General features: G+C 64.1%; 14 protein-coding genes. 10 read left to right on the top strand and 4 right to left on the bottom strand.

Going from position 1 to position 20,146, the window contains the following annotated elements:
- Positions 1–142 precede the first annotated feature (142 nt).
- The 3 genes from ACW9IB_RS07365 to ACW9IB_RS07355 are packed head-to-tail and all read left to right on the top strand — an operon-like array spanning position 143 to position 6,017.
- Entirely contained in the window at positions 143–1,318 is a 1,176-nt protein-coding gene (locus ACW9IB_RS07365; protein WP_457412986.1) for an efflux RND transporter periplasmic adaptor subunit, read from the top strand.
- Positions 1,315–4,521, top strand: coding sequence for an efflux RND transporter permease subunit (locus ACW9IB_RS07360; RefSeq protein ID WP_457412985.1), 3,207 nt, complete (start codon positions 1,315–1,317; stop codon positions 4,519–4,521). The genes ACW9IB_RS07365 and ACW9IB_RS07360 overlap by 4 nt, the downstream gene beginning before the upstream one ends.
- A complete protein-coding gene (locus ACW9IB_RS07355; RefSeq protein WP_457412983.1) occupies positions 4,518–6,017 on the top strand; it encodes an efflux transporter outer membrane subunit in 1,500 nt (499 codons plus the stop codon). Before ACW9IB_RS07360 ends, ACW9IB_RS07355 begins: the two co-directional genes overlap by 4 nt.
- Before the next feature lie 4 nt (positions 6,018–6,021).
- Here ACW9IB_RS07355 and ACW9IB_RS07350 read toward each other — a convergent pair whose 3' ends face one another.
- Positions 6,022–6,942: a LysR substrate-binding domain-containing protein gene (locus tag ACW9IB_RS07350; protein WP_457365983.1), complete on the bottom strand. Its 921-nt coding sequence runs from the start codon at positions 6,940–6,942 to the stop codon at positions 6,022–6,024.
- 173 nt (positions 6,943–7,115) lie between these two features.
- Between ACW9IB_RS07350 and ACW9IB_RS07345 the strand changes: the two genes are divergently transcribed.
- Entirely contained in the window at positions 7,116–8,375 is a 1,260-nt protein-coding gene (locus tag ACW9IB_RS07345) for a dicarboxylate/amino acid:cation symporter (RefSeq protein WP_457412981.1), read from the top strand.
- Complete coding sequence (gene cuyB, locus ACW9IB_RS07340; RefSeq protein WP_457412980.1) at positions 8,372–9,826, top strand: cysteate racemase; 1,455 nt, start codon at positions 8,372–8,374, stop codon at positions 9,824–9,826. Before ACW9IB_RS07345 ends, cuyB begins: the two co-directional genes overlap by 4 nt.
- On the opposite strand, the gene ACW9IB_RS07335 is transcribed toward cuyB, so the two are convergent.
- On the bottom strand, positions 9,823–10,488 hold the full coding sequence (locus ACW9IB_RS07335; protein ID WP_457412979.1) for an RraA family protein: 666 nt from the start codon (positions 10,486–10,488) through the stop codon (positions 9,823–9,825). The two genes, cuyB and ACW9IB_RS07335, sit on opposite strands and share 4 nt — an antisense overlap.
- A gap of 118 nt (positions 10,489–10,606) precedes the next feature.
- Between ACW9IB_RS07335 and ACW9IB_RS07330 the strand changes: the two genes are divergently transcribed.
- A complete protein-coding gene (locus tag ACW9IB_RS07330; RefSeq protein WP_457365979.1) occupies positions 10,607–11,503 on the top strand; it encodes a LysR family transcriptional regulator in 897 nt (298 codons plus the stop codon).
- Positions 11,504–11,554: 51 nt separating this feature from the next.
- On the opposite strand, the gene ACW9IB_RS07325 is transcribed toward ACW9IB_RS07330, so the two are convergent.
- Both ACW9IB_RS07325 and ACW9IB_RS07320 read right to left on the bottom strand, forming a co-directional pair.
- Positions 11,555–12,448 (bottom strand): LysR family transcriptional regulator, encoded by an 894-nt coding sequence (locus ACW9IB_RS07325; protein WP_457412977.1) that lies wholly within the window; start codon positions 12,446–12,448, stop codon positions 11,555–11,557.
- Positions 12,445–13,350 carry a LysR family transcriptional regulator gene (locus tag ACW9IB_RS07320; protein ID WP_457412976.1) on the bottom strand — a complete coding sequence of 302 codons (906 nt, stop codon included), beginning with the start codon at positions 13,348–13,350 and terminating at the stop codon, positions 12,445–12,447. Before ACW9IB_RS07320 ends, ACW9IB_RS07325 begins: the two co-directional genes overlap by 4 nt.
- Positions 13,351–13,503: 153 nt before the next feature.
- Here ACW9IB_RS07320 and ACW9IB_RS07315 point away from each other — a divergent pair, with 153 nt between their 5' ends.
- From ACW9IB_RS07315 to ACW9IB_RS07300, 4 genes are all read left to right on the top strand, one after another.
- Entirely contained in the window at positions 13,504–14,832 is a 1,329-nt protein-coding gene (locus ACW9IB_RS07315) for an MFS transporter (protein WP_457365976.1), read from the top strand.
- Positions 14,833–14,840: 8 nt separating this feature from the next.
- Positions 14,841–15,884 carry a hydroxyacid dehydrogenase gene (locus ACW9IB_RS07310; protein WP_457412974.1) on the top strand — a complete coding sequence of 348 codons (1,044 nt, stop codon included), beginning with the start codon at positions 14,841–14,843 and terminating at the stop codon, positions 15,882–15,884.
- A gap of 99 nt (positions 15,885–15,983) precedes the next feature.
- A complete protein-coding gene (locus ACW9IB_RS07305; RefSeq protein ID WP_457365974.1) occupies positions 15,984–17,057 on the top strand; it encodes a hypothetical protein in 1,074 nt (357 codons plus the stop codon).
- A 58-nt stretch (positions 17,058–17,115) separates the two neighbouring features.
- The gene (locus ACW9IB_RS07300; RefSeq protein ID WP_457412973.1) at positions 17,116–20,145 is read left to right on the top strand and encodes a porin; all 3,030 of its coding nucleotides are present in this window, start codon (positions 17,116–17,118) and stop codon (positions 20,143–20,145) included.
- Position 20,146 lies beyond the last annotated feature (1 nt).

The raw sequence follows: 20,146 nt of genomic DNA, 5'->3' as shown, positions 1-20,146 counted from the left end.
GAAGCCCTTTGGCTCAGGCAAGCTGGCAGGATGTTCGCCAGATTATTCTATTCAAGGCAATAAAGTTACCCAGATTCCAGCCTAGATGTCCATGTGCGCACTCCTCAGACTTGAGGGCTGTTCACTCTCGTCAGCATCTCCTATGAAGCCTTTCCAGAAACACCCGGGCACGGTTCTCGCCGCTGCCATCGGGCTGCTCGTCGCCGGTGGCGTCTTCCTGAGCAGCGAATCGCACGTCCATGCCGAAGCCGCGTCGGGACTTCCCGTCGTGACCTACCAGAGCGCCATTCAGCACGCTGTGGCCGACACCCAGGACTACACCGGACGCCTTGAGGCCGTGGACCTGGTGGATATTCGGTCACGGGTGCCAGGCACCTTGCTGGCCGTGCAGTTCAAATCGGGCCAGCACGTACGCAAGGGCGACCTGCTGTTCACCATCGATCCGGCGCCCTATGAGGCGAAGATGCGTCAGGCCCAGGCCCGCATGCTTGCGGTCGCCGAGCGCCAACGCCTCGCGCAGACCGAGCAGGCCCGGGGGCGCCGGTTGCTTGAGTCCAACTCTATCGCCCGCAAGGATTTCGACGTCCTCGACAATGCGGCCCGTGTCGCCGCCGCCACGTTGAGTGCCGCCCAGGCCGAGTTTGCCCATGCGCAGTTGCAGCTCGGTTACACCCAGGTTCGGGCGCCCATCACCGGGCGGGTTTCCCGGGCGGAAATCACCGAAGGCAATGTGATTGGCGCAGGCGGGGAGTCCGCGCCCCTGACCCGCATCGTTTCCGATGACAAGCTCTACGCGTCGTTCAACGTGGACGAGCAAAGCTACCTCAGCCTGATCGCGCCATCGCTCCGGGCCGCTGCGCAGCCGAGGATCAGCGTCGGCCTGGCCAACGACAGCGCCTTTCCCTACGCCGCCACCCTCGAAGCCCTGGATAACCAGATGGACACCCGCTCGGGAACCGTACGGGTCCGCGCCCTGATCAGCCACCCGAGCGCACAGATGCTGCCCGGCCTGCAAGCGCGGGTGCGGGTGCAGGCCGGTGTGACGTATGAGGCGGTGAAGGTCGATGACGCGGTAATCGGGACCGATCAGGACCGTCGCTACGTGCTCATCGTGAACGCGCAAAACAAGGTCGAACGCCGCTTCGTGGAACTGGGGGCCGTGCAGGGCCGGGAGCGGATTCTGCTCAAGGGCATCGAGCCCGGCACCCGGATCATTATCGACGGCGCTTTCCGCGCGCCGCCGGGCACCGAAGTGGAGGCGACACCGGCCAAGACCGCCGACGCCAGCGTCAGCAGCCTCGGTGGGGATCGACCATGAACATCTCCAAGTTCTTCATCGATCGCCCGATCTTCGCCTGCGTGATTTCCGCGCTGATTCTGCTCGCGGGCATCGTCTCGGCGTTCAACATGCCGGTGTCGGAATACCCGCAAGTGATCCCGCCTTCGGTGGTCGTGCATGCGCAATACCCCGGCGCCAACGCCAAGACCATCGCGGAAACCGTCGCCGCGCCGCTGGAGCAGTCCATCAACGGCGTGGAAGGCATGCTCTACATGGACTCCAAGGCCAGCGGCGACGGCCATCTGTACCTCACGGTCACCTTCAGGCTGGGCACCGACCCGGACAAGGCTCAACAGTTCGTGCAGACCCGGGTCTCCCAGGCCCAGGCACGCTTGCCCGAAGACGTGCAACGCCTGGGCGTCACGGCGGTGAAGAGTTCGCCGGTGATCACCATCGCGGTGCACATGGTTTCGCCCAAAGGCACCTACGACAACAACTACGTCAGCAACTACGCCATCCTGCATGTGAAGGACCGGCTGGCGCGCATTCCCGGTGTCGGCGAGGTGTCGATCTGGGGCCCTGGTGGCTACGCGATGCGCGTCTGGCTGAATCCCGATGCACTGGCCGAGCGCGGCCTGAGCGCCAACGATGTCGCCGACGCCATTCGCCGCCAGAATATCCAGGCGGCGGTGGGCACCATCGGCAGTGCGCCCACGCCGTCCGACACCGCGTTCCAGCTCAACGTCAACGCCGATGGCCGCCTCAAGACCCCCGAGGAATTCAGGGGCATCGTGATCAAGGCCGACGCGCGTGGCGCCGTCACCCGTCTGGGCGATGTGGCGCGCGTGGAACTGGGTGCCGAGGACTACGGCATTCGCGCCACCCTGGACAATGCGCCGGCGGTTGCCGTGACCGTGCAGGAAGCGCCGGGCGCCAACTCGTTGCAGATTTCCCGGGAAGTGCACCGGGTCATGCAGGTGCTGGAAAAAGACTTCCCCGAAGACCTGATCTATCGCGTCGTGTATGAGCCCAGCCGGGCCGTCCAGACCGGCATCGATGCGGTGATCGAAACGCTGCTGGAGTCCGTGGCGCTGGTGGTGCTGGTGGTGTTTCTGTTCCTGCAGACCTGGCGCGCATCGATCATTCCGCTGCTGGCGGTGCCGGTGTCGATTGTCGGCACCTTCACCTTCCTGCTGCTGGCCGGCTACTCGATCAACACGCTGTCGCTGTTCGGCCTGGTGGTGGCCATCGGTATCGTGGTGGATGACGCCATCGTGGTGGTCGAAAACGTCGAGCGCAACATCGCCTGCGGCCTGAGCCCGCGCGAAGCCACCTACAAGGCCATGCGCGAGGTCAGTGGACCGATCATCGCCATCGCGCTGACGCTCTCGGCGGTGTTCCTGCCCCTGGCGTTCCTCAGCGGCTTGACCGGAGAGTTCTACAAGCAGTTCGCCGTGACCATCGCCATCTCCACGCTGATCTCGGCGGTCAACTCCTTGACCCTGTCGCCGGCCTTGTCGGCACTGCTGCTGAAGGGGCACAACGCGGCGCCGGATGCGCTCACCCGTCTGACCCAAAAGCTGTTCGGGCGTTTCTTCACCCGTTTCAATCGGCGTTTCGAGCGCACCTCCGAAACCTATGGCGCAAGCGTGGGCGGCGTGGTCAAGCGCAAGGGCGCCATGCTCGGCGTCTATGTCGTGTTGCTGGCGGCGACCGCGTGGCTCACCGGCCACGTGCCGGGCGGTTTCGTACCGGCCCAGGACAAGGAATACCTGGTCAGCCTCGCCCAGCTTCCCGAAGGCTCGACCCTGGATCGCACTGAAGCGACCATGAATCGCATGAACGAGATCGCGCTCAAGCACCCGGCGGTCATGGGGACTTCGAGTTACAGCGGCCTGTCGATCAATGCGGTGACCAAGAGTTCGAGCACGGCCTTGAGTTTTGTGCTGCTCAAGCCGTTCAAGGAGCGCCAGGGCATCAGCGCCAACCAGGTCGCCGCCGACCTGGCACGTGAGTTCGCCAGCATCGGCAATGCCTTCACCGGCATTTTCCCGCCGCCGCCGGTGTTCGGCCTGGGCACCCTGGGCGGTTTCAAGCTGCAGATCGAAGACCGTGCAGACAGTGGCTACGAAGCGCTTTACCAGGCCACCCAGGCGTTCATCAAAAAAGCGTCCGAAGCCCCGGAACTTGGCGCGCTGTTCTCCACCTACACGGTGAATGTGCCGCAACTGAAGGTCGACATCGACCGCGTCAAGGCGCAACAACTGGGGGTTGATACGCCCGCCGTGCTCAACACCCTGCAAGCCTTCCTGGGCTCGTATTACGTCAACGATTTCAACTTCCTGGGCCGTGTGTACCAGGTGCGCATGCAGGCCGACAGCCCGTTCCGCGATCGCCCTGAGGATATCGGTCAACTGCATGTGCGCAGCACCACGGGCGCGATGATCCCGATCGCGTCGCTGGCGCGAATCAGCCAGACCTACGGCCCCGACCAGGTCGTGCGCTACAACGGTTTCACCGCAGCGGACGTCAGCGGCGGCCCGGCGCCGGGTTATTCCTCCGGCCAGGCGATGGCGGCCATCGAGCGCATCGCCAGCGAAACGTTGCCGGCCGGCATGACCTACGAATGGACGGACCTGACCTACCAGCAAATCATCGCGGGCAACACGGCGGTGTGGATTCTGCCGCTGTGCGTGCTGCTGGTGTTCTTCGTGCTGGCCGCCCAATACGAAAGCCTGACACTGCCCCTGGCGATCATTCTGATCATCCCCATGAGTGTGTTCTCGGCATTGCTGGGCGTGTGGCTGACCCAGGGGGACAACAACATCTTTACCCAGATCGGTCTGATCGTGCTGGTCGGCCTGGCGTCGAAGAACGCGATTTTGATCGTTGAGTTCGCCCGTGAACTGGAGATGGCCGGCCACTCGACGCTCAACGCGGTCATCGAAGCCTGCCGCCTGCGCCTTCGGCCGATCCTGATGACCTCCATGGCGTTCATCATGGGCGTCATTCCATTGGTCGCCTCCACCGGTGCCGGTGCGGAGATGCGCCAGGCCATGGGCATCTCGGTGTTCTTCGGCATGATCGGCGTGACCCTGTTCGGCCTGTTCCTCACGCCGTTGTTCTACGTGGTGGTCAGGGCATTGGGCAAAGGCAAACCGCTGCGTTCCGCGGCTCACCATCAATCGCCAGCGCTCGTTCCCCATCACATCGGGCAGCCACGCTCGGAGGATCAGGCATGACTTATCAACCTCACACGCAAGGGCGAACGGCACGTGCGTCCAGCCTGAAACTGGCGATTGCCATGGGCCTGGCGGTGCTGACCGGGTGCTCGCTTACACCCACCGAAAACCGGCCTGAATGGCCAGTGCCGGCCCGCTTCAAGGAGGTTGATCCGCAACCCTCGAACCCCTTGGAAAACCCTGGTCGCTGGCAGCCGGCGCGGCCTGCCGACCAGCAAAAACCATCGCCCTGGTGGTGCGTATTGGGCGACCCGCAGCTGGAGCAACTGTTGCAACAGGCGCTTGAGGCCAACCCGGACGTCGCCATCGCGATGGCCCGTCTCAAGGCTGCGCGCGCCCTGACGTCGCGCAGCGAGTCGCAGCGTTTCCCCGACATCGACGCAGGCTTCGGCCCCACGCGTCAGCGCACCTCCGGCGCAGCTGACGGGCGCGGTGATCGCTTGGCGGGCACCACGCAAACCCTGTGGCGCGCGCAGGTCAGCATGGCGTACGAGGTCGACCTGTTTGGCCGTGTGTCCTCCAGTGTGGCTGCCGCTCGGGCCGACGCCGCGCAGTCCGAGGCGCTGGCGCACCAGATGCTGTTGCTGGTGCAAACCGAAGTCGCCAGGAGCTACTTCAGCCTGCGGCAACTGGAGGGCGAACAACGCCTGCTGCAAGAGACGGTAAAACTCAGAGAAGACGCGACCACCTTGCTCGAACGCAGGCTCAGTGACGGCGCCGTTGCCAGCTACTTGGTCGACCAGGCGAGAACCGAGCTGTTTGCCACACGCGCCGAGCATCTGGCGGTGCAGCGCCAGCTCGCCTTGACCTCCCATGCCCTGGCAACCTTGCTGGGCACACCACCGGCCAACTTTGCGCTGGCGCCACAGCCATTGCACAGTGTCACCGCGCAGTTGCCCGCCGGCCTGCCGTCGACCTTGCTGGAGCGACGTCCCGACATCGCCGCGGCAGAACGCGCGATGGCCGCCGAAAACGCCAGGATCGGCATGGCCAAGGCCGCGTTCTTCCCTGCGCTGTCGCTGACCGGCGCCCTGGGTTACGAGTCGCAAGAGTTGGGGCACTTGAGCCACTGGTCACAACGCACCTTCCTGCTCGGCCCGCTGGTCGGTACCGCGTTGAGCCTGCCGCTGTTCGATGGCGGACGGCGCGATGCAGACATCACCCGCGCCCAGGCTGTGTACGAAGAACGCGTGGCCGACTATCGCAAGACTGTGCTGCAAGCGTTCCGCGAAGTCGAAGACGCCCTGGTCTCGGTGCGAACCCTGGACAGCCAGATCGCCGAACAACGCCACGCCGAGGCATCCTCGGCACGCTTTGCCCGCTCCGCCCAGGCCAGGTTCGACGAAGGCGACGTCGACTACCTGGTGGTGGTCGACGCGCAACGTACCTTGCTGGGCAATCGCCAGTCACTCATCCAGGCCAACGGCGAACGGGCCCGCGCGACGGTTGAGTTGGTGCGGGCGTTGGGGGGCGGGTGGGAGGTGCCTGCGCTCTAAACGGTCACAGCGCGAGCGGCGCCGCCCGCCACCCCTCCAGCGTCCGCCACAACTTGCGCATGGTCGGGTTCTGATTGGCGATCGCGCAATACGAGCGAATCTCCAGGCGGGTGCTCCATTCTTCGCCCCCGGCGCGCACCAGCAGGCCGCGCTCCAGTTCATCCACCACGGCGCTTTGCGGTAGCCATGCCACGCCGTAGCCTTCGATGGCCATGCGCATCAGCAGCATGGCCATGTCGGCTTCGTAGCAGCGCTCCAGCAGGGCGGGGGCGGGGCCGTTCTTGATCACGATTTCGGCCACGCGCCCCAAAAAAGTGGTGGCGGTGTAGGCCAGGTGCGGCACCGGTTTGGCCGCGCTGCCGGGCAGGCGATAGAGGGGGCGGCCGCGTTTGTCCGGTGCGCACAGCGGGATGAATGCGTCGTGCCCCAGGGCCAGGCTGCCGAAGCGTTCCGGGTCGAGCAGGATCGGCGCCAGCGGGTGGTGGTAGACGATCATCAGGTCGCAGCTGCCTTCTTCGAGGGCGATCACGGCGTCATGAATGTTGGCGGCCACTACCCGCGCATTGAACTGTTCGGTCTGGCGCTGGAACTGCGCGAGCCATTTGGGCAGGAAGGTCATCGACAGGCTGTGGCCGGCGGTCACCTGGATCGAGCGCCCTGGCATGCGCTCGACTTCGCGCAGGCTGGCGCGCAAGCGCAGCAGGCCGGCGAGGGCGTCGCGGCTTTCGTTGCAGAAGGCGGTGCCGGCAGCAGTGAGTTGCACCGGGTAAGTGCCACGGTCCACCAGTTCGACGCCGACCCATTCTTCCAGCGAGCGAATGCGCCGTGACAACGCCGATTGGGTCACGCAGCGCACCTCGGCGGCGCGGGAGAAGTTCTTCCACTCGGCGATCGCCAAGAGGTCGTCCAGCCATTTGATCTGCATGCCTGTTCTCCAGCCTGTGAGCCCTGAGTGTATGTCGCCGCCGCCAGGCCCGGCGCGGGTTTTTGCAAACTATTCCAAAAGCGCATGGGGTTAGCCGGATTACTCATCATGGCATTCGCGGGCCGTCCCTAGAATTTGTGGCACACAACAAAAACCAGCTGAGGGCCGCACCTGTGAAGAAGAACAAACTCCCCCGTCGCATTGCAGCCGGCATCGCCCTGGGCGTGCTGGTGGGTTGGGCGTGTCACCAGTTTGCAGGCAGCGAGCAAGGCGCCAGGGAGCTGGCCGGGTATTTTTCGATGGTCACCGATATCTTCCTGCGCATGATCAAGATGATCATCGCGCCGCTGGTGTTCGCCACCCTGGTGGGCGGCATCGCGAGCATGGGCAGCTCGCGCTCGGTGGGACGCATCGGCCTGCGTGCGATGCTGTGGTTCGTCACCGCGTCGCTGGTGTCGCTGATGCTCGGCATGGCGCTGGTCAACCTGTTTCAGCCGGGTGCCGGGCTGAACATGCAAGTGGTGCAGCACGCCACGGCGGTGCCGGTGAACACCGGCGATTTCAGTCTCAAGGCGTTTATCAGCCATGTGTTCCCGCGCAGCATCGCCGAGGCGATGGCCAATAACGAGATCCTGCAAATCGTGGTGTTCTCACTGTTTTTCGGCTTTGCCCTGGCCGGGGTGAAGCGCGCCGGTTACACGCGCATCACTGACACCGTGGACGAACTGGCCAAGGTGATGTTCAAGATCACCGACTACGTGATGGCCTTCGCGCCCATCGGCGTGTTCGCGGCGATTGCATCGGCGATCACCACCAATGGCCTGGGCCTGCTGGCCGACTACGCCAAGCTGATCGCCGAGTTCTACCTGGGCATCGCCTTGCTGTGGGGGCTGTTGTTCGCCGCCGGTTACCTGTTCCTCGGACGTTCGGTATTCACCTTGGGCAAGCTGATTCGCGAACCGATCCTGCTGGCGTTTTCCACCGCCAGCAGCGAGTCGGCCTACCCGAAAACCATGGAAGCCCTGGAGAAGTTCGGCGCGCCCAAGCGGGTCTCCAGTTTCGTGCTGCCGCTGGGGTATTCCTTCAACCTCGACGGCTCGATGATGTACCAGGCGTTCGCCATCCTGTTTATCGCCCAGGCTTACAACATCGACCTGAGCTTTACCCAGCAACTGCTGATTCTGCTGACGCTGATGATCACCAGCAAAGGCATGGCCGGCGTGGCGCGGGCCTCGGTCGTGGTGGTGGCGGCGACGCTGCCGATGTTCAATCTGCCGGAAGCGGGACTGCTGCTGATCATCGGCATCGACCAGTTCCTGGACATGGCGCGCACCGCCACCAACGTGGTGGGCAACAGCATCGCCACGGCGGTGGTGGCCAAATCCGAGGTCGAGGACGAACCCGCCGACCTGCCGCAAGGGGTGCGCACATGAGCCGCACTTCCCGACTGGGCATCGTCGGCGGGCTGGGTTCCCTGGCTGGTGGCGATCTGTTCTACAAACTGGTCAAGTCCCGCGCGGTGCTGGAAGACCAGGGGCGCTACCATTTCCTGTTCGAACAGCACCCGTTCAAGGACGTGTTGCTGCCCCTGGACCGCAACGCCAGCATGACTTCGCGCAAGTTCTATGTGTTCCAGGTGTGCAAGACCTTCGAAAACAGCGGCGTGGATGCCGTACTGCTGCCGTGTTTCGCCAGCCACACCTTTCGCGAGGAGATTCAGCAGGAACTGGGCATTCCGGTACTGGACATGATGCAGGCGCTGGTCAGCCACATCCGCGAGCATGTTACGCCGGGCACATCCCTGGGCATCGTTGCCTCGGACTTCGTGCGCCACTGTGGGTTGTTCGAAGACAGCCTTGGGCAGGATTTCGAGCTGGTGTACCCGGACGCCGACGCACAGGCCGCGCTGATGGAAGCCATGTATGGCGTCAACGGCATCAAGGACGGGCACCTGGAAGGCGTGCCGCTGGAGGCGGTATATCAGGCATGCCTGTCGTTGCAGGCCCAAGGCGCGACGTTGATCGTGCCGGGCATGACCGAGTTGTCACTGGTCTGCGTCGACCTGCAACGCCGGGGCGTCGGCGTGCTGGACATCAACCAGATCTATGCCGACTTCGCCACCCACGCCGACGGCCCGTCCCGGCGCCCGCCGTTCAAACTGGGCATCGTCGGCGGTGTGGGCCCGGCGGCCACCGTGGACTTCATGGGCAAAGTGGTCGCCCACACCCCGGCGGGCAAGGACCAGGACCATATCAAGATGGTGGTCGAGCAGAACCCGCAGATCCCTGATCGCACCGCCAATTTGCTGCACGACGACACCGACCCGACGCTGGCGCTGTACGCCACCTGCAAACGCCTGGAAAGCGCCGGCGCCCAGGCCATCGCAATTCCGTGCAACACCGCCCATGCGTTCGTCGAGCGGATCCAGACGCACCTGCGCGTGCCCATCGTCAACATGCTCGGCGAAACCGTGGAGTGGATCGTCCAGACCTACGGCAGCGGCCAGGCGGTCGGCTTGCTGGCCACTTCCGGAACCGTGCAAAGCCAGGTCTACCACCAGGCGGCGCGACGCTCGGGCCTGCAGATCATCACCCCGGGGCGGGATTACCAGGCCATGGTGATGGACGCGATCTACGGCGAACGCGGCATCAAGGCCGGCTTCACCGAAGGCCTGTGCCGCGAGCAATTGCTGCTGGCGGCCGAACACCTGTGCGAACTGGGCGCACGGGTGCTGATCCTGGGGTGTACCGAGTTGCCGCTGGTGCTGGCGCACAGTGAGGCGTACTCGATCAATGGCTATCAGGTGGCGCTGGTCGATCCCACCACGATTCTGGCGCGGCGGTGTGTGGGGTTGGCACGGGCTTGCGGGTGCTCGACCCTTTAATCCCCCAACCCCGCCTTCTCCAACACCTTGTCAATCCAAGTCTGCCGCACCGCTCCGCTGGCGATCTCGGCCTTGACCGCTTCTTCGTGCTCGGCATGTTGCGCGGCGCGGCGCAGGACTTCGGTGGCGTCGGCCTGGGAGAAGGCCACCAGGCCGTCTTCATCGCCCACCACCAGGTCGCCGGGGTGGATCAGCATGCCGCCGATGGACACCGGCACGTTCACTTCGCCGGGGCCGCTTTTGTAGGGGCCGGTGTGCACCACGGCGCGGGCGTAGCAGGGCGTGTGTTCAAAGCTGGCCACGTCACGAATCGCGCCGTCCACCACAAACCCCACGCAGCCGCGTTGCTGGGCGTAGAGCTTGACCAGTTCGCCGATCACCGCGTTGTTGGTGTCGCCCTGGCCGTCCACCACCAGCACGTGGCCGGGTTGCAGCAGGGTCATGGCTTTGTAGATCAGCAGATTGTCGCCGGGGCGGGTCTTCACGGTGATTGCGGTGCCCACCAGCTTGCCGGTGCGGTTGTAGCGCGTCAGGCCACGGGCGCCGATGTGTCGGCCGAGGTTGTCGCTGATATGCGGCGTGACCACGTGGGCGAACGCGTCCACCAGTTCGGCGGGCGCCAGCGGCGCGTTGGGCAGGATGCGGGAACCGGGCAGGGCCATGGAACATCTCCAGAGTTCGGGTAGCGAGGGCGATGGCCGGATCTTAGGCGCGATGAATGCGCAGTTTTAGCGATATTTTATGATGTGTTAGCATCGCTTTTTGTCATGAGTGGCCGCCGTGATCACCTTCAAGCAAATCGACGCGTTGTTCTGGATCGCCGAATTGGGCAGCTTCGAAGCGGCGGCCAACAAACTGAATATGTCCCAGTCGGCGATTTCCAAGCGCATCCAGGAGCTGGAAGACACCTTCGAGGTGGAGATCTTCGACCGCAGCAAACGCAACGCCCGGCTCACCGAGAAGGGCGCCGAACTGCTCGACCATGCCAAGGACCTGCTCAAGCGCCGCGACCAATTGCTCGAACGGGTCAGCGCCCGGGAAGTGCTGGTGCGCAGGTTTCGCCTGGGCGTCACCGAACTGACTGCCCTGACCTGGTTGCCGGCGCTGGTGGACGCGTTGCGCCAGGCGTACCCCAAGGTGCAGATCGAACCCTCGGTGGAACTGAGCAGCGAGCTGTTTCGCAAGCTGGAAAACGATCAACTGGACCTGGTGATCGCGCCGGAGGTCTATCACGACCCGCGCTTTCTCGGCACCCCGTTGCACAGTGTGGAAAACGCCTGGATCTGCGCCCCCGGGCTGATCGCCGACGCCGACCCGGTCAGCCTGGAGACGCTGGCCCGCTACACCGTGCTGACCCAGGGCGCGCAGTCGGGCACCGGCCTGATCTACGAGCGCTGGCTGGCGGCGAACAACGTGCAACTGCCGCGCACGCTCACCAGCCACAACCTGTTGGTGCAGGTGGGGTTGGCGCTGTCGGGGATTGGCGTGAGTTACCTGCCCAAGGCCTGCCTGTCGCACTTGATCGAGCAGGGCGCGTTGCGTGCGCTGGTCACGGAGCCGGCATTGCCCAGCGTGCGCTATGTGGCGGTGCACCGCGCCGACCGTCAGTTCGGCCTGAACCAGGACGTGGTGCGCATGGCGCAGGCGCATTGTGATTTTTCCCGGTTGCTGTTCTAGGCGCTGTACCCAAAGCCTTGATACTCGGTGCTGCTGCATTGAAAACAGCCCCTAGCCCTCGTCATCCCCCTGTGCGGCCTGCCGAGCCAGCGTAGCGAGCGTTTCGATCAACTCGCTGCGCCCATGCTTGAGGAACGCCAACTGGTAGTTGACGGGCGCGGGTGGCACCTCCAGCGCCACTTCCTGGAATTCGCCGCGCTCGATCTCGTCCACGAACAGGCTTCGCGGCAAGCAACTGATGCCCACCCCGGCGCGAATGAGCGCGAGCAAGGCAAACAGGCTGTTGCTGCCGTACACATGATTGAACTCCAGGCCCTGCTCGGCGAACAGTTGTTCGCAGCGCTGGGTGATGCCCGAGTCACGGCCCTGCACGATGATCGGCCACAGCGCCAACTCCTTGAGCGACAGGGTGGTGCCCGCCGGAAACAGCCGGGGCGGCGCGAGCCAGGTAAACGCGATGGACTGTAACGGGATCGCGGCCATGGCGGCGGTCACGTAGTCCTGCGGGATCACCACCAGGTCGAGGTCGCCATCCAGCAGCTTGCGTTGCAGGCGCGCGGAGAGGTCCACGTCCGGGTGCAGTTCGATGTCCGGCAGGCGGGCCTTGGCGCGGGCGACGAAGTGGGTGAACCACGTGATGGTCACCAGCTCGGTCAGGCCCATGCGCACGGTGCGTCGGGCCTGGTGGGTGGCGCCGCGCAGGGCCTCCAGCTTGGCCAGGCTGTCGATCAAGCCTTCGCTGGCTTCCAGCAATTCTTCACCCTTGGCGCTCAGCCGGGCTTTCTGGCCGTGGGCTTCGAACAGCGGCAGGCACGCTTGTTTTTCCAGTTCCTGCAAGCGCTTGGTGGCCGCCGACTGGGTGATGAACAGGCGCGTGGCGGCGCGTTGCAGGGTGCCGAGTTTTTGCGTCCAGTAGAACGCTTCGATCTGTTTGACGTTGATCATGCCAGCCGTCCGTAGGTGTGTTGCAGGTCGCACTGCTCGACCATCAGCTCCACCACATGCCGATGGAACGGGCTGTAGCTGTCGGCCCGCGCCAACGCCACGTAAGGCGTGGAGGGCAGTTGCGGCTCGACCCTGAGTTTCACTAGCTGCCCGCTGGCCAAGTACGGTGCGGCGGTGGCGTCGGGCAGGTAGGTCACGCCCAGGCCAGACACCGTCAGGCCGATCAGCGCCGCCAGGCTGCTGCACGGGATGTACGCGTTGGGGCTGGCTTGATGGGTGGCCAGCCAGTGATCCACCAGCACGCCGGCGCCCGACAGCTTGCCCTGGGTCAGCAACGTGTGGCGGCTCAGGTCGGCCAGTGCCAGCGGCTGCCGGTGATCGAGCAGGCCGGGTGCGCAGAACCAGCTGTTATGGACCTCATCCAGCGCCACGCGGATCAGGCCGTTGGTGCTGAACGCGTCGGGCACCACGATCACATCGACCTGGCCAGCCATCAACAGCCCATGCAGGCGCACGCTGAGGTCGACTTCCGGCTCGATGCGCACCTTGGGGTAGTGGCTGGCAATTGACTGGATCAGGCGCGGCAGCCAGGTCAGGGCGCTCAGTTCAGTGAGGCCGATGCGCAGTTTGCGACTCAGTACCTCGGGGCTGATCAGGCAGCTGTTGACGATGTCGCGCTGGAGCAGTACGGCGCGTGCCTGGGCCACCACCGGAGCGGCGAGGGGCGAGACTCGCGCGCCACGGCCCGTGCGATCGAACAGTGCAAAGCCCAGCCAGTGTTCCAGCTCCTGGATCTGCCGGGAGATGGCTGACTGCACTTGACCCAGGCGATTGGCGGCGCCGTCGAAGGTGCCGTGATCGACCACGGCGACCAGCGCTTCCAGTTGTTTGAAGGTGGGCACAGGCGATATTCCATCTGGTTTTGGAATGTTTTTAGTTCATGGAATATCGCTATGTCTACTGGAATTTCATCGGCACTATCCCGCTCACGGCCTCCTGCGGTGAGGTTTCTGCCTGGCGGGGCCGTCCATAATTCCAAGAAAACCGGTGAACCCATGAAAGCCGATTCCAAACCCGCCAGCCATTTTCGCTGGGTGGTCGCAGCGCTGTTTTTTCTCGCCTACATGGTGGCCGGCGCCGACCGCGCCAACATCGGCGTGGTGGTGCCGTTCATCAAGCAGGAATACCACCTGAGCAACACCGATATCGGCGCCCTGGCCAGTCTGTTCTACCTGACCTACGCCCTGGTGCAGATCCCTGCCGGCTACCTGTTCGGGCGTTTCGGCATTCGCAAATTGCTGACCGGATCGCTGGTGCTCACCTCCCTGGCCACCTTGCTCATCGGCTTTACCAGCAGCGTGCTGCAACTCAAATTCGCGCGGGCCTTGCTGGGTGCGGCGGAAGGGCCGATCAACATCGGCATCGTCTCGGTCATCAACCGCTGGTTCCCGGCGAGCGAGAAGGGCCTGGCCACGGGTATCTTCATGTCGGCGGCCAAGTTCGCGCCGGCCATCGTGCCGCCGCTGTGCGCCTATATCGTGCACCTGTATGGCTGGCGTGAGGTGTTCTACCTCTTCGCAGTGCCGGGGTTCTTCGTGGCGCTGCTGTGGTGGTGGCTGGTGAAGGACGACCCGGCCGACAGCCGCCATTGCTCGCCCAGCGAGTTGCAGCATATCCAGGGCGCCGATGCCCATGGCCATTCACTGATCCAGCCCGGAGTACGCATTCCGGCGTGGTTCGACCGGCTGATCCGCACCCGTCAGATGCCCTTGCTGGCCGACAACCAGAGCATCCTCGCCTCGTGGAACGTGTGGGCCTGCGCCATGGGGTACTTCCTGATGGTGGGCATCACGTATTCGATCATGACCTGGATCCCCACCTACCTGATTACCGTCAAGCAGTATCCTGTATTGAAGATGGGCATGGTCGCCGCAGCCCCCTGGGTCGGCGCGATCATCGGCAACCTGCTGGGCGGCTGGCTGTCGGACCGAGTGTTCGACCGCCGACGCAAACCGGCGATGCTGATCAGTTCGCTGGCCACGGTGCTGATGATGGTGGTGCTGCTCAATGCGCCGAACGATCCGTTGTTGCTGTCGGTGGTGTTCCTGCTGGCGGGCATTTTGCTGAACATCGGCTATTCCACGTTCCTGGTGTACCCCATGGGCCTGGCGACCAAGGACCGCGTGCCGTTCGCCGCGTCCATCGTCAACACCGGCGGCTCCCTGGGCGGTGCCTTCGCGCCGTTCGTGGTCGGGCTGCTGCTGGACAGTTTCAACTGGGACGCAGTGTTCGGCTTTCTGGGGGTGTGCTCGCTGATCACCTTCGCCATCTTGCTCACCATGGTCGAGCCGCGTCCTTCGACCCCAGCCAACCCTCAACCCTAGGAGCCCGGATGAACGCGTTCTCAGCTGTCATGCAAGTCTGCCGCCTGGATTTCTGGATCAGTCCAGTGTTCGACGAGCTGATCCACGGTAATCCCCAGCTGGCCTTGCAGGTATTGCCGCGCCAGGGCGACGACGCTCACACCCTGGCCGCGCTGAGCCAGGCCCATGCCTACCATGTGTCGGCGGCCAAGGATGAATTGCCCGCACAGTGGTACGTCAACCCGGCGCTGATCGAGCAGTGCCCACGCCTGCTCTGTGTGTCTTCAGGCGGTGCGGGTTTCGACACCGTGGATGTGGCTGCGTGCAGCCGCGCGGGGATTGTCGTGGTGAACCAGGCCGGGGCCAATGCCCATTCGGTGGCCGAACACACCTTTGGCCTGCTGCTGGCGGTGGTCAAGCGCATCGTCGAGTCCGACCGGAAGTTGCGCCATGCCACCGGGTTCAGCCGCGAAGACCTGATGGGCGAAGAAATCCACGGCCGCACCCTTGGCCTGGTCGGGCTGGGGGAGATCGGGCGTCGCGTGGCGCGTATCGCCGCCGGCTTCGGCCTGGAGGTATTGGCCTACGATCCTTACCTGCGTTCCGAACAGATACTGGCCCAGGGCGCCACGCCGGTGACCTTGCCGGAATTGTTGCGGCGTAGTGATTTCGTCTCGCTGCACTGTCCATTGAACGCGAGCACCCGGCACTTGATGGGCGCCGAGCAGTTTGCGGCGATGAAAGCGGGGGCGGTGTTCCTGTCGACGGCCCGGGGCGGAATTCATGACGAGGAGGCCTTGTACCACGCCTTGAGTCGTGGGCACCTGAGTGGCGCCGGGCTGGACGTATGGGCCTGCGAGCCGCCAGCGCAGCAGGCACCGTTGTTGACCTTGCCCAATCTGGTCGCGACTTTTCATACCGCCGGGGTAACCCACGGTGGTCGGCGGAACGTGGCGCGTTCGTCGGCGGCGCAGATTGCCGCGATCCTGCGCGGCGAGCGTCCACCGCATCTGCTCAACCCCGAGGCCTGGCACTTGATGGGCGAACGCATGCGCAGCATGACAGGGGTGTGACAGTCATATTTTTAAAGTATCCAAACACCGTTATTTAGATATTTTTCATAGGTGGGCAGCGCTGGTAGTCTCTTAAAAAAACAAGAGAAGTGTCTGGTCATGTTCATACGCCTGCCCACCTCCATGAAACCTGCCAAAACGTTCGCCACCGTCTTGGGGTCCCTTGCCCTGATGGGCGCGCTGACCAGTTGTGCCAAGGTCGACGTGCACGGCGACGCCGCCGACAAGCACGAAGATGAAGCTCGCCAGGTGCTGCGCCTGGGCCATGATGCCGGGGCGTATCCGTTCCTGGTCTACGCCAACGCCGATCTCTACAACCCGCCCCGCACCCTCGAACGCGCGGTGATCATCGTGCACGGCGTGCAACGCGACGCCGACCAGTACTTCAAGACCGGTCGCACGCTGCTCGGCAACGCCCACCTTAAAAGCGCCACCACCTTGTTGCTGGCCCCCAACTTCCTCACCCCGCAGGATTCCGGCGTCAGCAATGACATGCCGCTGTGGCGTCGTGACAAATGGATGCATGGCATCGAATCCCAGTTCGGCCACAAGGGTATCCCGGCGTTCCAGGTGCTGGACGATGTGGTCAGTTACCTGTCCGACCGCCAGCGCTACCCGGCGCTGAAGGAAATCGTGATGGTCAGCCACTCGGCGGGCGCGCAGTTGATGCAGCGCTACGCGGTCATGAATGACCTCGACGGCGGCCTCAAGGCCCACGGGCTGAGCATTCGGTATGTGATCGCCAGCCCGTCGAGCTACGTGTATTTCGAAGAGAACCGCCTGCAGGACGGCGTGTTTAAGCCGGTGGTCACGGTGATGTGCCCCAGTTACAGCCGCTACCGCTATGGCGTCGACGGTGCGCCGGCGTACTTGCTCAACCAGCACTTGAACGACCGTCAGTTGTTTTCCCGCTATGCCATGCGGGACGTGACCTACCTGGTCGGTGCCCAGGACAACAATCCCACCAGCCGCGTGCTCGACACTTCCTGCGGGGCCAATTACCAGGGCGCGACACGCCTGGAGCGCCAGCTCAACTATGTGAGCTACGAGCGCTTTCTGTCGACCCAATGGCAAATCCCCATGAGTCATCCCCAACACACCCTCCCGGGCATCGGCCATAACGCGGCACGACTGCTCGGGGACAAGAACGTTGCACGGATGCTCTTCCCCTAAGTTTCGATAGCGCTACTCGCCCAACACTGCGTCTCGATAAAAACAATAAGAGAACTGTATGAGCATTCACTTTCCCTCCACCCGGGCGCCGCGCGCCTGGGGGCCAGGCGCGTTGACGCTGCTGGCCACCGCCCTGATCGCTGCCCATGCCCAGGCCGATACCTTGCCGTCGTCCGGCACGCTGTTCGACAACAGCCGCTCGGTGTTGCGCCCCACGGACAACGTGCAGCCGGCACCGCCCGGCAGCGTGCGCATCGACAGCCCCAGCGATGAACCCGTGGCCAAGCCCAGCGGCTCGACCCTGCAATTGCAGGTCAAGCGCTTCGTGGTCAAAGGCAATCGCGAGCTGGGCGACACCCCGATCCAGTCGGCCCTGCAGCCTTACGTGGGCAAGACCCTCGGCCTGGACGGCCTGCGCGAAGCCGCGGCGCAAGTCACCGCGTTGTACCGCGCGCGGGGTTATCTGGTGGCTCGGGCCTATCTGCCGGCCCAGGACATTCAGAACGGTCAGGTCACCGTTGCGGTGTCCGAAGGCATCATCGGCCAGGTCAGTGCCGTGCCGGATTCCAACGTGCGCCTGCGTCCCGGCGTGCAGCAGCAATTCGTCAACGCCTTGCCGTCGGGCACGATCATCCGCGAGCAGGATCTGGAGCGCGTGCTGCTGCGCCTGTCGGACATCACCGGGGTGTCGGTGCACGCCATCCTGCGGCCGTCCAAACAGCCCGGCGCCGCCGACATCGTGCTCAAGCTCAGTGAAATGACGGCCTGGACCGCCCGTGCCGCCATCGACAACTACGGCAACTATTACACCGGCTCCAACCGCCTCACCTCCAACATCAGCCTCAACGATGCGCTGGGGTTCGGTGAAAGCTTTACCGCCACTTCGCAGAACTCGTTCGAGGGCCTGGACATCAAGGGCGTCGGCTACCAGCAACCGCTGGGCGCCACCGGTATCTCCGTGGGCGCCAACTATGCCGAGCTCGATTACAGCATCGGCAAGAACCTCAAGGGCCTGGATGCCAGCGGCACCGCCGAGGTGTCCTCGGTATTCATCAACAGTGCGCTGCTGCGCTCGCGGGACAGCAACATCAGCCTCAACCTGGCCGAGGACCACCGGCGTTTCGAAGACTCGGCCGGCGGTTTCACCGTGAATAAATCGGCGGTGTTCCGCAGCGCCACGCTGTACGGCAACTGGCGCGATGACTGGCAGGGCAGCAACGCCTGGAGCCTGTCGTACGGCATCGGCGACCTGGACAAGAAAACCCCCGCCGATGCCGCGCTGGACGCACTGACCGCCGACGCGGCCGGGCGCTACAAGAAAGCCAACGCCAGTTTCAGCCGCCTGCAATACCTGGGCGGCGGCTTCTCGTTGTTCGGGTCGTTGACCGGGCAATGGGCCGACAAGAACCTCGACTCCTCGGAAAAACTCAGCCTCGGCGGCCCCAATGGGGTACGTGCCTATCCGGTGGGCGAAGTGGCCGGTGACGAAGGCGTGCTGGGCCGCCTGGAACTGCGCAAGTACCTGGGACGTTTCTCCGGGGCGATTGCCGAAGGCACGCTGTTCGCCGATGCCGGCAAGGTCACGGTCAACAAGAATCCCTGGGACAACAGCGAAAACACCCTCACGCGCTATGGCTATGGCGTGGGCCTGAACCTCTACCACCGTGACCTGGTGATGAACGCCAGCCTGGCGTTTTCCCCGGGCGAGAGTCCGACCAGCGACGACCGCGCCGCCAAGCGCCTGTGGTTCTCGATCTCCGGTTCGCCCCAGGCGTTTGCCGGGTTGGCCAGCGACCTGGGTTCCAAGGGCGAAGACTTCGAAGTGCCCGAAACCGACACGGTGATCTACGGTTCGGTGGGCATCGTGCCCGAGTATGTCGACCGGCATGGCGCCACCCCGGCGTCACCCGCCGATCAAAGCCGCCTGGCCACCCCGAGCGGGCGCAACATGGCGAGCTTCTGGCGGGCCCGTGACAACGTCTCCGCCATCGGCGTGCACGGCGGTTACCCGCTGGCCGATGACTGGAAACTGCTGTGGCAGCTGGAATACGGCATCTCCATGAACTACACCGATGGCAAGGACGATTCGGTGGTCAAGTCCGCGTCCCCCAGCACCAAGCTGCGCAACACGGGTGCGGCGTTCAACCACGGTGACTACGGCACGCTGCTGTACGGCGTGTGGGACATGCCCATGAAAGAGTCCACCACACCGCTGGACCCGTTCAACGGCAAGACCAGCGCCGCGTACTTCAACATCATTGGTTCACCGGGCTTCAGCGCCGGCTTGTCCACCAACGTCAACGGCCCGCAAAGCTACAACGACACGGCGGTCAACGGCGATGCCGCGTTCAACCGGCGCCAGGCCGGCGTGGTGGAATACTGGACGCCGGAATGGAACGGCCTGCAACTCAAGCTGGCCTATTCGAACAACGGCATGAGCGCCGCCAGTGATGTGGACAAGGGCTACGTCTACGGCAGCAGCCTGGTCTATAACAATGGCGGCTTCATGGCGGTGTTCGCCACCGAGCGGCATATCAACTACTTCGGCATTGCCGACCTGGGCCGCAACGCGCGTGGCCTGGGCAGCAGCACCCACGTCACCGCCGGCACTTCGTCCGATGACTTCAGCCTGCGCTACGGCCTGGCCTATGATTTTGGCGCGACCAAGCTGTCGGTGATCGCCGATGACCTGTCGTACTCGGAGGACGGCGTGATCAACAACAGCACGACCACCAGCGACCTGTCCAAGTACCGGCGCCGCGCCTACCTGCTGGGCGCCTCCCACAAGATCGGCGCGCTGACCCTGAAGGCGTCGTACGGCAAGGCGTTGCCGGGCAAGTGCGAAATGATCCGCGCCACCGAAGTCGACTGTGACACCCACGGCATGGGCGCCACCCAGTACGCCGTCGGCGCCAACTACAAGCTCACGCGCAACATTGACCTGTTCACCCAGTATGTCCTGTTGAAAAACCAGTCCCTGGCCAACTACAACTTCGCCCTGACCGGCGTGTTTGCGGCCTCCGGCTATTCGCCGGGCGCGGGTACCACCATCAGTGCCATCGGCACTGGCATCAACTATTCGTTCTGAG

It is taken from the genome of Pseudomonas sp. SDO524_S393 (assembly GCF_054071875.1).
Note: the sequence above shows the minus strand (reverse complement) of the source record. Positions and strands in the feature narration are given on the sequence as shown.

Coding starts and splice junctions, on each gene's coding strand:
- ACW9IB_RS07365 (WP_457412986.1), top strand. CDS start 143: ATGAAGCCTTTCCAGAAACACCCGGGCACGGTTCTCGCCGCTGCCATC.
- ACW9IB_RS07310 (WP_457412974.1), top strand. CDS start 14,841: ATGAACGCGTTCTCAGCTGTCATGCAAGTCTGCCGCCTGGATTTCTGG.
- cuyB (WP_457412980.1), top strand. CDS start 8,372: ATGAGCCGCACTTCCCGACTGGGCATCGTCGGCGGGCTGGGTTCCCTG.
- ACW9IB_RS07360 (WP_457412985.1), top strand. CDS start 1,315: ATGAACATCTCCAAGTTCTTCATCGATCGCCCGATCTTCGCCTGCGTG.
- ACW9IB_RS07300 (WP_457412973.1), top strand. CDS start 17,116: ATGAGCATTCACTTTCCCTCCACCCGGGCGCCGCGCGCCTGGGGGCCA.
- ACW9IB_RS07315 (WP_457365976.1), top strand. CDS start 13,504: ATGAAAGCCGATTCCAAACCCGCCAGCCATTTTCGCTGGGTGGTCGCA.
- ACW9IB_RS07335 (WP_457412979.1), bottom strand. CDS start 10,488: ATGGCCCTGCCCGGTTCCCGCATCCTGCCCAACGCGCCGCTGGCGCCC.
- ACW9IB_RS07350 (WP_457365983.1), bottom strand. CDS start 6,942: ATGCAGATCAAATGGCTGGACGACCTCTTGGCGATCGCCGAGTGGAAG.
- ACW9IB_RS07355 (WP_457412983.1), top strand. CDS start 4,518: ATGACTTATCAACCTCACACGCAAGGGCGAACGGCACGTGCGTCCAGC.
- ACW9IB_RS07325 (WP_457412977.1), bottom strand. CDS start 12,448: ATGATCAACGTCAAACAGATCGAAGCGTTCTACTGGACGCAAAAACTC.
- ACW9IB_RS07305 (WP_457365974.1), top strand. CDS start 15,984: ATGTTCATACGCCTGCCCACCTCCATGAAACCTGCCAAAACGTTCGCC.